9 protein-coding genes are annotated in these 13,159 nt (G+C 44.7%); all 9 read left to right on the top strand.

Going from position 1 to position 13,159, the window contains the following annotated elements:
- The first annotated feature begins 8 nt into the window (after nt 1-8).
- The 9 genes from GQF01_RS09520 (at nt 9) to GQF01_RS09560 (ending at nt 12,627) form a co-directional block, all read left to right on the top strand.
- Complete coding sequence (locus GQF01_RS09520; protein ID WP_161406585.1) at nt 9-236, top strand: DNA-directed RNA polymerase subunit beta; 228 nt, start codon at nt 9-11, stop codon at nt 234-236.
- A 100-nt stretch (nt 237-336) separates the two neighbouring features.
- On the top strand, nt 337-855 hold the full coding sequence (locus GQF01_RS09525) for a CDP-alcohol phosphatidyltransferase family protein (RefSeq protein WP_235959327.1): 519 nt from the start codon (nt 337-339) through the stop codon (nt 853-855).
- Between the two features lie 162 nt (nt 856-1,017).
- Entirely contained in the window at nt 1,018-1,446 is a 429-nt protein-coding gene (gene fabZ / locus GQF01_RS09530; protein WP_161406587.1) for a 3-hydroxyacyl-ACP dehydratase FabZ, read from the top strand.
- 34 nt (nt 1,447-1,480) lie between these two features.
- Nucleotides 1,481-3,175 (top strand): phospho-sugar mutase, encoded by a 1,695-nt coding sequence (locus tag GQF01_RS09535; protein ID WP_161406588.1) that lies wholly within the window; start codon nt 1,481-1,483, stop codon nt 3,173-3,175.
- Between the two features lie 171 nt (nt 3,176-3,346).
- Nucleotides 3,347-5,395, top strand: coding sequence for a DUF5693 family protein (locus GQF01_RS09540; protein ID WP_328803429.1), 2,049 nt, complete (start codon nt 3,347-3,349; stop codon nt 5,393-5,395).
- Nucleotides 5,371-6,480 (top strand): polysaccharide pyruvyl transferase CsaB, encoded by a 1,110-nt coding sequence (gene csaB / locus GQF01_RS09545; protein WP_161406590.1) that lies wholly within the window; start codon nt 5,371-5,373, stop codon nt 6,478-6,480. The genes GQF01_RS09540 and csaB overlap by 25 nt, the downstream gene beginning before the upstream one ends.
- A gap of 53 nt (nt 6,481-6,533) precedes the next feature.
- Nucleotides 6,534-7,322: a WecB/TagA/CpsF family glycosyltransferase gene (locus tag GQF01_RS09550; protein WP_161406591.1), complete on the top strand. Its 789-nt coding sequence runs from the start codon at nt 6,534-6,536 to the stop codon at nt 7,320-7,322.
- 132 nt (nt 7,323-7,454) lie between these two features.
- On the top strand, nt 7,455-8,555 hold the full coding sequence (locus GQF01_RS09555; RefSeq protein ID WP_145668526.1) for a glycosyltransferase family 4 protein: 1,101 nt from the start codon (nt 7,455-7,457) through the stop codon (nt 8,553-8,555).
- Between the two features lie 169 nt (nt 8,556-8,724).
- Nucleotides 8,725-12,627: an S-layer homology domain-containing protein gene (locus GQF01_RS09560; protein WP_161406592.1), complete on the top strand. Its 3,903-nt coding sequence runs from the start codon at nt 8,725-8,727 to the stop codon at nt 12,625-12,627.
- The last annotated feature ends 532 nt before the right edge of the window (nt 12,628-13,159 follow it).

Raw genomic sequence — 13,159 nt, forward strand, 5'->3', positions numbered from 1 at the left:
AGGGCTCGATGTCTGACAAGCCTAACAAGCCTACTCCAAAGAAAAAAGCACCACGGCCGAAATGGCTGAACATCATATGGCTTATTTTCAAAATCATACGTATTCCCGTTCTTTGCGTGCTAGCCGTTTATATCGGACTATGGGTCGGATACTCTAAGCTGGGCCATCAGCCTTCAGCAGAAATCCTCCATATGAGCACTTGGCGGCATTTATACGATCTGGTATTTGCGAATTAATTCAAACTCCCTTATTGGGAGTTTTATTTTTGTGTAAGCAACTGTATAATGAATGAAGGCTAATCGTCAGATACCAGATAAAAGGCGCAGGAGGGGTACTTTGAATATTCCGAACATGCTCACCATTAGCAGGTTTGTTCTTATCCCTGTGTACCTCATCATTTTTTTCGGCGGCCATATCCAGATAGCCTTCCTGATTTTGCTGGCAGCAGGGCTTACTGATATCCTAGACGGTTATATTGCCAGAACTCGAGGTTTGGTTACACCTGTTGGTGTTATGCTGGACCCCCTTGCGGATAAGTGCATGATGATTGCGGTCATCCTATCTCTGCTTATTACAGAGATGATACCATGGCAGGCGGCGGCAGCGATTTTCATTCGTGATCTAGGTATGATCATGGGTTCTGCTTTCGTTCACTTCAGGGGTAAATTAACCGTTCCCGCCAATGTGATGGGGAAATTAACGACAGTACTTTATTATCTTGCCATTCTCTTCATTGTTTTTCATTTAGACTTCGCCATTACGTACTTGTGGTTCGTGATTGGTGTTTCCTTCTTAACTTCCTTCATTTATATTTTTCAATTCTTGCTTTTAAACCGGAGGGCCAAAGCGAAATAAACCTATAACGTAAAAAGAGCCTATGTAAGGGCTGTGCACACACCTCTTTACATAAGCTCCCCCTATATGAACCTTCACTTCTGCAGTTAATGAAGGGACAACAGTATTGTAAGTGATTACCTTGTATTTTATACAAGAGAATTGAAAGGAGTATTACCCGTTATGTTAGATATCAACCAGATTCAAGAAATAATTCCACATCGCCCACCTTTTCTGCTCGTTGATCGCATTTTGGAAGTTGAGCAAGGCGTGAAGGCGGTAGGGATTAAGAATGTTACAATTAATGAACCGTTTTTTGCAGGACATTTCCCAGGGTATCCGGTTATGCCGGGTGTGCTGATTATTGAAGCTTTGGCACAAGTAGGCGCTGTAGCTGTCCTCTCCATGCCTGAGTATAAAGGTAAAATTGGTTTATTCGCTGGTGCAGATGGGATTCGCTGGCGTCAACAGGTCGTGCCTGGCGATACACTGACATTAGAGATGACGATTACACGTGTCAAAGGAACCATTGTCAAAGGTAAGGCTGTGGCAAAAGTAGGCGAGAAAGTGGTAGTCGAAGGTGAACTTATGTTCGCCCTTGCTAATAAATAACCCCATAGATAAAAAGGAGATGAACCTGACTACTATGACGCGCGTACAAACAGAGTATCAATTATGGCTGAACGATCCAGCAGTGGATGCACAAACGAAAAAGGAACTACTTGCAATTCGGGAAGATGAGAAAGAAATTGAGGATCGCTTTTACAAAGATCTCGAATTCGGTACAGGTGGGCTTCGCGGCGTGATTGGCGCTGGAACGAATCGCATCAATGTCTACACCGTTGGTCGTGCAAGCCAAGGTCTTGCACAGTATGTGAATAGCACAGGCGTACAGAGCCCTTCTATTGTACTGGCTTACGATTCACGTCATATGTCGCCGGAGTTCGCTCTAGAAGCTGCCCTGGTATTCGCAGGAAACGGCGTAAAGGCTTATTTATTCAAGACGTTGCATGCTACACCACAGTTGTCTTTTGCTGTGCGATATCTGGGCGCGACAGCAGGCGTTGTCGTGACAGCAAGTCATAACCCACCTGAATATAATGGATACAAAGTATATGGTGCAGACGGCGGACAACTCGTTCCTCAGTTTGCGGAGCAAGTCATTGCCGAAGTTCAGAGCATCGACTCTTTTGATAAAGTGAAGAAACTGAGTCAAGAAGAGGCAGAAGCGCAAGGCCTTCTTACATGGCTTGGCGAAGATGTGGATCAAGCGTACATAAAGGCAGTAACCGCGATTAGTCAAAACCCGGAAGTGATTAGAGAAATTAGCGACGATTTCCGCGTTATCTTTACGCCTCTCCATGGAGCGGGTAATGTACCGGTCAGAGCGGTATTGGAAACCCTCGGTTTTGGACAAGTCCGTGTTGTTGCTGAGCAGGAGCTGCCGGATGCACAGTTCTCAACCGTGAAGTCTCCGAATCCGGAAGAACGTGAAGCTTTCACACTTGCTATCGCACAGGCGAAAGAGTGGAATGCTGATATCATTATCGGGACTGACCCGGATGCAGACCGTATGGGCGCTGTAGTGAAGGATCACAACGGAGAGTATTTTGTTCTAACAGGCAACCAGTCGGGAGCCATTATTGTTAATTATTTATTATCAAGCTTGAAGGAACGTGGAACACTTCCAGCCAACGGCGTAGTTGTCAAAACGATCGTAACGAGCGAGATGGGCGCGGTAATCGCTGGCCATTATGGAATTCCAACGTTAAATACGCTAACTGGTTTTAAATACATCGGTGAAAAAATGACCCAATTCGAACAAACAGGTGAGCATACGTTCCTATTTGGCTACGAAGAGAGTTATGGTTATTTGGCTGGGGATTATGCCCGAGATAAAGATGCCGTTATTGCAGCTATGCTTATCGCAGAAGCGGCAGCTTATTATAAGAAGCAAGGCAAGACATTATATGAAGTCCTACAAGGACTGTACGAATCCTTTGGTTACTTTTTGGAAAAACTGGAATCAAGGACACTCAAAGGGAAAGACGGCGTAGAACAAATCGGACGCATGGTAGAAGCTTGGAGAACGAATCCTCCAACAGAAATTGCCGGTACACCGGTAACGGCTATGGAAGATTACGCCACAGGGGTAAATGGACTTCCGCTCGAGAATGTGCTGAAATTCAAGCTGGAGGACGGTTCCTGGTTCTGCTTGCGCCCGTCGGGTACTGAGCCTAAGATTAAGTTTTATTTTGCAGTAAAAGGATCAACAGGTGCAGAAGCCGCAGAACAGTTGGATCGCATTATTCAATATGTGCTTAGCCGTGTAGACGGATAATGAAATAGGGTCAATTGAACCTCTTCAGAACCTAAGTCAGGGATAGGACGTCTAATGAATTGATGGAATAAATCCGTATTCATTTGGCCTATTTCCTCGAATCTAGGAGCTGAAGGGGTTTTCGAATGTATATGGGACTAGAAAGTAAATGCTCTAAGGAGTGGACAATTGGTGAATTGGTATAAAACTTGGAATAACCCGCTCAAAAATGTTTTATGGTGGCTTGTCATTATCGGTATGCTAGGCTCGCTTCCGCTAGCTTACATGCGTCACCAAACGGAGACTTCGACGAAGAACGTCGAGTTTGTTTTTGACTATCGTGACTTATTGGACATTTCGGATGTGCAAACAAATCCTCAGAGCTTCGTCGCGCAGCAGTTGAAGAATATGAAAGCCGCTGGCATTGGATCAATGGCCGTTTATGAAAGTACGCTGGGCGAATTCAAAGAAAGCCGCCATATTGAGTTGTATAACTCAAGGGACGCAGCTGCGCTAACCCAAACCTTCGGTGATCCTAACGAGAACTTCACCTATGTGTTGTTCAAGGACAGTGCGACTCAGCAGAAGCTAGAGCCATTAATTCAGAAAACATTTGCTGACCTTAACGTTGGCATTAAACCATGGAGCTTCAAAAATCGTAACGGGCTCATTATTCAAATGAGTTTGGACGATGCTTCCATCAAAGGGATGGACCCTGACCCGATTACGCTGCAAATGTTGAAGGAGCAAGGCTTCCAAATCGTAGTGCGTCTATCTAATCGTCGACCTTTCGTCACAAATGAGATGGATAAGTTCCTGAAGCAGCTGCATGATATCGGTGTGAAAAGAATCATTGTCGATGGCAATGAAGTTCCGGGTTATACAGAAGAAGATACAGAGGTTAGCCTTAACAAAATGGCAGATCTACTGAACAAGAATGGCATTGGCTTAGCAGCTATCGAATTACTGAAAGAGCCCCAGAAGGGTTTTAACACATTAGCCAAACAAACGAATTACAATGTTGTCCGGCTGCATTCTTTCACGGAGAAAGATGGAGAGAAGCTAATGGAGCCGCTGAAAAAAGCTGAGCTGGAAGACCGCATTCAAGGCGTTGCGGATCGATTCGTGCTTGCGGTGAAAGATCGCAATATCCGTATGGTTTTCTTGAACGCTAAGCCGCTTAAGAGCCTTGATAAAGGTAAATTGGTAGACCCTCTTTCCGCTTTTTATGAGAGTCTGCAAGGGAAAGACGGAGCGATTCCGCGTATTGAGAAAGCTGGCTTTACGCTTGGTTTAGCCCAGACATTCGATGTTCATACGACGGGATGGCAAAAAGTCGCCAGCGCCTTTATGTTGATTGGTGGATTAAGCATCATCGTGCTCATGATTTCTTTCTTCATTCCAGAAGCTACACTCGTGTTTTTTGTGCTCGGTTTGATCGGTTTGGTTGGTCTACATACCTTATCCGCTAACTTATACGCACAAGCACTTGCCTTGGCATCAGCGATTTCTGCCCCGAGCATTGCGATTATGCTAGCGATTCGAACGGTTCGTTCGGGGGCCGCGGCGAAATGGAAATCAGGTCTTGCGTTTGCACTCTGGACACTCATCAAAACATCAGTGATTTCACTCCTTGGTGTTGTCTATGAGGTTGCGCTTCTAAATCACATTACGTACTCGCTGGTTCTGCAGCAGTTCCGTGGTGTAGGTGCGCTGCATTTGCTGCCTATCGCAATCGCAGGTGTGTACTTGCTGTTCTTTAGCGAGAATAATACCTATAGCGATAAAATCATGAATATCCGCCGTATCCTTACATCCTTTATCAGTGTGTTGTGGATCGTTGTTGCCGGCATTGGTCTGGCTGCTATCTTCTATTACTTATCTCGCACGGGTAACGAAGGACAAGCTTCAACGGTGGAGAAATTATTCCGTTCGTTCCTGGAGAACACACTGGGCGTACGTCCGCGTACAAAAGAGTTCTTAGTAGCTCATCCATTATTCGTTCTTGGAGCATATTTATCCTTACGATATAGACATGCTGTCTACTTGATTTTCATAGGTGTAATTGGGCAGCTTTCCATCGTTGATACCTTTGCTCATTTGCACACACCGCTTCATATTTCTCTCATCCGTATATCCTACGGAATCGTATTTGGTGCTATCATTGGCCTCGTTCTGATCGCAGCTTGGGAAATCATCACAAGGAGTTGGAAACGATGGGTGCCAAAGTTGTCAAAATAGCGCTATCCGGCTACTACGGTTTCGATAATAGCGGCGATGAGGCTGTGCTTCAATCTATTTTGTTCGCTTTGGAGGAGCAAGGCAGGGAGCAGGGCATTCGCATCGAGCCGATCGTGCTTTCCGCGAATCCAGAGAAGACGTCAGCGATGTATGGCGTCCAATCTTATCACCGCATGAAACCGGGCTCACTTCTCCGCGCATTACGGGAAGCAGATGGTTTGATCAGCGGCGGCGGCAGTTTATTGCAGGATGCTACAAGCTCCAAGACGATTCCGTATTACTTAGCGGTTTTGAAAATCGCACAATGGCTTGGTAAGCCTACGTTTATTTACTCCCAGGGCATCGGCCCGGTGAACCGCCGGATGTTCGATGGCTGGATCCGCGGCGTGTTCAGGCGCAGCGCCTATATCTCTGTCCGCGACGCGGAATCCGCGGAGCTGCTTGTGAAGATGCGCCTCCCGCGGGAGCGCATCGCCGTCGTGCCCGACCCGGTCATGGGCCTGCCGCTTCGCGGCGAGGCTGGGACCAGCGGGTCGGCAGAGGGCTTGCGGACGGTGGGTGTATCCGTCCGCTTCTGGAACGAGGACCGCTCGGAGCTGGAAGCTCTCTCGCGGTCCTTGGCAAAGCTGCTCGCCGCCGATAGCAATGTGCGGCTGCGGTTCTTGCCCTTCCACCTCCCTTCGGACGAGGTGGCCTCGCAGTTCGTGATCGACCGTTTGGGCGATCACGGCTCTAGGGTAGAGATGGTGCCGGGCATCGTCCATCCGCAGGATATGCTCGCGCAGGTCGCGGGATGCGACCTGCTGATCGGGATGAGGCTGCATTCTTTGATCTATGCAGCTTCGCAGTATGTGCCTATGGTCGGCATCTCGTATGATCCGAAGATCGACCAGTTCCTCCATAGGCTCGGCATGAAAGCTGCAGCATCGACGTCTCGTTTCGATGCTGATGCATTGGCCCAGGATGCTGCGGCTCTCCTGAACGGCCGAGAAGCTTGGGCGGCGTCGAAGCGCGACGCCATTGAAGAGCTTAAGGCGCAGGCGCAATTTCCTGCGAAAAGCATCATCTCCTTTTTTAATAAATAAAAAAAATTCAACCAAAACGTGAAAGCCAACGTCACATAAAGGAAGAGATATCTATGAGCTCAACATCAACAACGACCCCAGGTGGAGCTGTGTCTGCCCAAGCTATACCGAAAGTTCGTATATACGGGGTTCCTGTCTCCAAAATGGGCATGGACCAAACGGTTGCCTATCTAGCGAAGGCGATTGAACAAAGACAGCCTCACCAAATCATAACGGCCAACCCGATTATGGTTATGTCAGCGCTGGATGACCCAGCTTATATGAGCATGATGCAGCAAGCCGAGCTTATCGTTCCTGATGGAACGGGTGTGGTCTGGGCTGCCAATTATGTCGGAGAGCCTGTCGCAGAGCGGGTCCCTGGTTATGATTTGCTGAATGAGCTGATGAAAGCTGGAGAGTCGAAGGGCTGGAAAGTCTATCTGCTGGGGGCTTCTAATGAAGTCATTCAAGCGGCAGCTGACAAACTGCGGATGAACTACCCCGGAATTCAGCTAGTTGGCGTGCGCGACGGTTACTTTACTGATGCTCAGGATGCCGAAGTCATTCAATCCATTGTTGATGCAGCGCCGGATCTTCTATTTGTAGGGAGAGCGTCAGCGAATCAGGAGCCTTGGATCGGCAAATACAAAGGGCAGCTTGGCGTTCCAGTTATGATGGGAGTCGGGGGAAGTTTTGATGTTCTTTCGGGCAAGCTAAAAAGAGCACCAGTTGTATTCCAAAAACTACGTCTTGAATGGTTCTACCGCCTGTTACAGGAGCCGTGGCGCTACAAAAGAATGTTATTACTCCCCAAATTCGCGATGAAAGTGATGCGTGACAAAGAGAAAGTCACAAAACCATGAAAATTTTCATGAAAATTGGCTGAAAACGGTCATTTCAGACAAATTTAGCAGTAGTATTTGTGGACAAATGGGAGTATAATTCTCTTCGGCGGATCACCTGCCACCCAAGACAAGAGGAGCTGTGAAGAAGACATGTATGGATTATACGCGATTGGGTTCATCGCCGCCTGCATTATTGCAGTGCTGCTGACACCCCTGGTCAAAAAATTTGCCTTCTGGGTTGGAGCTGTAGATGCCCCTAACCATCGAAAAGTTCATACCCGAATTATGCCACGTCTCGGAGGCTTAGCTATTTTCCTTGCCTTTGTCGGAGCTTATTTCGTCGTCTCTCCAGCACTTGATGCCGTTAACTCCAATGCAGCGTTTGGTTTGCTGCTAGGCGGATTAGTTATCGTCATTACGGGGGCTTTGGATGACCGGTTTCAACTATCCCCCAAATGGAAGCTACTTGGGCAACTCATTGCTGCATGTATCGTTGTTTCCTTTGGCCTCAAAATCGATCTCGTTAACATTCCGTTCGGAGAGACGAACCTGCCTATCGGTTGGTTGAGTATCCCGATTACGATATTGTGGATCGTTGGCGTATCCAATGCCATTAACCTGATTGATGGTCTTGATGGGCTGTCCGCGGGCGTATCTGGTATTGCTACCACTACGATTCTTGTATTAGCTCTTATGATGGGCAATGTAACTGTTATTCTATTGGCTGTGATCTTACTAGGAAGTATCGTCGGCTTCATGTTCTACAACTTCCATCCCGCCAAAATCTTTATGGGCGACTCAGGCGCCTTGTTCCTAGGGTTCGCACTGGCAACACTCTCGATCCTCGGCTTCAAACAAGCTGCCGTTGTATCGCTTTTAATCCCGATTATGATTCTAGGCGTACCATTATCCGATACTTTCTTCGCGATTATGCGCCGTTACGTGAATAAATTGCCGATCTCGGCACCGGACAAAAGCCATCTCCACCATTGCTTGTTGCAGCTTGGCTTCAGTCATCGTACAAGCGTACTGATCATTTACGGGATTGCTTCCGTATTTGGCGGCAGCGCGGTTGTATGCTCTGTCTTCATTTCCCAAGATTCTACTTGGGGCTTGATCATGATCATTGTTGCGCTATTCCTCGTGATGCTAGTTGGGGCAGAAGCAATCGGCATCATTAGCAAAAGTCGCAAGCCGGTACTTAACTTCCTGCAGAGACTTGTAGGCAAGACTGTACAGAGCGACAAATAATCAGCACTTATAAATGGTTTTCTTCTTAAATCCAACCTTCGGGTTGGATTTTTTTCCATTTTGTGAACTTTTTTCTTTCTCTAAACAATTGAGAAGTTTTAACCGATAAATAAGAGATAAAGAACTTTTGGTAGAATGATATTTTGAAGGACATAAGGAGGAACTAGCTTTGAAGACCAAGCAAAGAAATAAGTGGATTAGCATTAGCCTCATGGTTGCCATGTTGTTGGCCTTGCTTCCGCCACTCACGGCTTCGGCCGCGCCAGTTTTGAATATTACGAATTTGTACGTACATACGGATCCCAATCCTGCGGACCCTCCAGGGACAGAATTTAAAGACTCATCCGTTCAACGTTTTACTACCAATCCAATTACGTTAAGTGTAGACATCAATGGTATTCCGAGAGAACAAGTATCGGAAATTTATTATGAAATAACGAACGTAACCACAGGGATTACCACGCCTAATCGGACCAATCGCCCTGTTGTAAATTCGGATAATAACAATCAAATTACTTTTCAAAATGTAGAGCTGACAGAGGGCTTGAATAGAATTGTCATTAAGTTCGAAAGTACATCAAGCATACCCTCCTTACCGGGCTGGGCCTACTTTACCCCTGTTTCCAATATAACGAATTTAAAAATCAACGACGATGTACTCACAGATGGAGGTATGTTTCCATCTTCAGGTCCTTATACGAATGTAAATATCACTGGTAATGCTAACAATGCCTATCAAGTGAATGCTATTGTTAATGGCACTACGTATGAAGCATCGAATTTCTACAACGGCATTTTTACTTTCCTTACGAACACAGGAAGAAATACAGATATTAATTTAAAGCCAGGGGATAACCAAATTCAGTTTATTTCCAAGAATCCAACTAATTATTATACGACGAGCAGACAGTTTAAGTATGATAATGGTTTAGGTTTTGCTTATAACGGTAATGTACGTTTTATGAGTGAAGCAGCATCAGCGGATAAGAAATTGATCACTGAGCCAACCTTAGAAAGTGCAACGGAGAAAGACATTACGTTCACAGCAGATATCAAAAACAGCAAAGGCAACATAACTGCAGGCGTACTTGATTATGTTTATGCGGAGATAAGCGTTGCAGGAGCTGCAAGCTTCCGTTATACGTTTGCTGACGCTAGTATAAGTAATGTTAATGGAACATTATCTGGCGGTGGAGCCATTACTCCCGTTGTTTCGCTAAAGGACAACACATCGAAATACAACACATATCAACTTTCAGTCAGCATGCCTTTATCTCTTAGTGCTACGACACAGCAAATCGAGGTTAAACTCGTTACTTCTGCTGGGTATCCTAACACACCAACAACCTATTTGTTCAATTACACGAATCCGGCGCTGCCTTATTTGATGAGTGTTGCTCAACAGTTCAACCCAATTGGCGGTCCGCAATTTGAAGTTAATTTAAGTGAACAAGGTACGAGCCAAATCAATGAGTTTCCTGCTAAACTCAACATCTATACAAATGCTAATACACAAAAAGTAAATGTGAATATCCCTGGATTTACCGGGAATGGCGATTTTGACGTAACTCAAACTTCTCCTGGTATTTACAGAGCAACAGTTGATTTACATGATCTTACGGATGGTTTAACAACGATGACGGTTATACCGAAAGATAGCGCGGGAACACTGAATAATGCCGGTAAAAAGGTATATAGTTTGAATATTTCGGGAGCGCCGTATGTCATTGTTAGTAATCTTTATAATGGCAAAGTGGTGAAAAGCAAGGGAGAATTATCTTGTGGTGCAGTTGGTGGGCCTTGTATCACAGGTAAAATCGTAAATCTGCCTCCTGCTAATTATCCGCTAGTGAAACTGTCTATTAATGATGTTGACATTCCAATTAGCAAAACAACAGCTCCAATTGGCTCGTTAATTGATAGCAATGGCAATTTTACGATTACTGAAACAGCATTGAATGCCCTATTCGGTGGTACTGCTTCTGGTACGGCATTTACTAGTTTGTTTGATGCGGATGGTAAGAAATCAGTTAAGTTCTCACTATATTTAAAACCGGGTACAGAAGAAATTTTAGTTACTCAATCGAACTATGATGTATTTGTACTTAGCGATTACGCGCCAATTATCGAAAGATTAATACCAAATGTTAATTTGACGCCATCTACAGATGGAGATACAACAGGTTCATACTTAACATCTTCCAGTGTGCTTCAATTAGCAGGCACATTGCGAAATGCAGAGTTGAATACTGAGGCGATTCTATATCTAAGGAAAGCTCCTTCAGGCGCTAACATGACGCCTCCAACCTTAGTAGCGAATGGCGGAAAGCAAGAAGTCTCCGTCGATGGTAAGTCCTATAAGATTGATTTCGGTACAACAACGTATACAATGGATCAATACGGTGATTACGTTTTCGAGATTGTTGCTAAGAATAACTCTGGGCGTACAACTAGTAAAATGATCACAATTACGAAGCAGCCAGTCAGCTACCTTCTTCTCCAGCCAAATAATTTCGTGAAAAACGCAGATAAAATTGATCAAGCCAATGTGAACACGAACTTTCAGACTGTCATCATTCAAGCTGATGGTGCAGAGTCTGTAGTATTTGGAAAAGTAGCGGCAATTCAAACTGAGCCGGGCAAATTTAGATACGACGTAGCAAACCTTAAAGCCGGCAAGAATACAATCACCTTTGAAATTACCCGCGGGCCTAATAAAGTCAAAGGTACTTTCATCTTAATGAATCAGAATACGCCAATTGAAGGGGCGCAGTTCAGAACGACTTTGACGTCTAAAATGAGTGTGTTTAATGGCGATCTTCAATTGTCATTCCCTAAAGACACAAAAGTGATGCGTAATGATAGAACCGCTTCTGAACAGTTCATTACAGCAGATCGTAAGCTTGTATTTGGTATCGCTAATCAGGATGATGGACGTGTAGATAAAGCTTCCGAAATTGCATTTGTAGGAACAAGGTTCTTACAAGAGCCTACTGGACGATTCAGACCTGCGAGTAAATTATTCTGGGTGGATGCAGGGGAAGTAGATCTTTCTGCAGCTGACAATAATGACACGCTAAAAGCCGCGCTGCAAGGGTCTGGAAATCTTCCGATTCCTTCAAACCCTGGACCAGGCGAGAAGAACTTTTTCTCGCGTTATATCAAAAGCATTATGATTCCAACGCAACACGGAACAATGACTTTGAAGTATGATTCAGATATAAGAACGGACTCATGGAAGTATGTTACTGTGTATCAGTATGGTACCTTCCTTGATCCAAGTGGCAGTGGTAATCAATATGTAGGTTGGAAAAACATTGGTGGCGTTGTTGATGCCAAATCTCATACAATTAAAGTACCAGTTGAGACATTTGGATACTTCCAGGTTATGTACATGGATAACAGCTTTAATGACGTCACTTCGCACGACTGGGCACGTGATTACTTAGATGTTTTATATTCAAAAGGTGTTATGAATAACAAAACAACGGGTCAATTCTTACCGAATGATGCAATTACTCGCGGTGAATTTGTAACTCTGTTAGTAAAAGGTTTTGATATCCCTCTAATTAATGATGATACATCTTATCATACAAATGACCCTACGAACCCTAACTTCCAAGGTACATTTGCAGATGTTCGCAGAGGCTTAGGTTTACCGAATAGCAGCAGCTTGTTCGACTTCATGCACATTGAAGCTGGGGCTAGGACAGGGATTGTTCGAGGAAACTCTAATGGATTATTCTTGCCTAATAACTCGATCAGCAGAGAAGATGCTGCTGTGATGATTGCTCGTGCCGCTAATATGAAAGTGAATAGTGACAATGTAAAGTCAATGGCAAACTTGAAAAAACAATTTACAGATGCTGATGACAGCATCATGAGTACTTATGCTATGCCTTCTGTTGAAGCTGTAGTAAAAGCCGGATACATGGATGGAATCAAGAATGTTCCTGTTGAGGGTCAAAAGAAAGATACATTCAGCTTTGATCCGAAAGGCAACATGACAAGAGCGCAAGCTTCCGCAATTGTGTACCGCGTCATGCAGCAAAACAGCAAACTTCCTAAATAAAGAATAGAAAAGAGACTGTGTCCGATCTTATGGATACAGTCTCTTTTCTATTTGGAAATAGGAGGGTTTGCATTCAGTTTATATTAAGCTAACTTTTAGATGGCATTCAGGTTCTCTACTTATTTGCTTCACAATTATTATGTAAATTGTAATTGTGAGTGAAAGTTGTACAAATCGATAAGTATCCACCACGTAAATCGACTCTACTGGAAAATACTTATCAATGAAATAATGCATATACTCACGTATACTAAGTCATGTAGCCGAGGTGATAGACGCGAAGCTACACGGAATCTTGCAAGAATGATTGGAGAGTCGTCCCGCTGGTTATAAGTTTTTATAACAAAAAAACTTTAAAATATTAGGAGGAAACAAACCTTTATGAAGAAAACTCTTTCCGTAGTTCTTACATCCGCTATGGCTCTTTCCATGTTCTCATCCCTAGCATTCGCTGCAAAGTCGTCTGCTGATTTCACGGACTTGAAAGACCTAGATGCAGCTACAAAAGCGAAATTCGATGCGATGATCTCCG

The organism is Paenibacillus silvestris (assembly GCF_009882985.1).
In the GTDB taxonomy this organism is placed as follows: domain Bacteria; phylum Bacillota; class Bacilli; order Paenibacillales; family NBRC-103111; genus Paenibacillus_E; species Paenibacillus_E silvestris.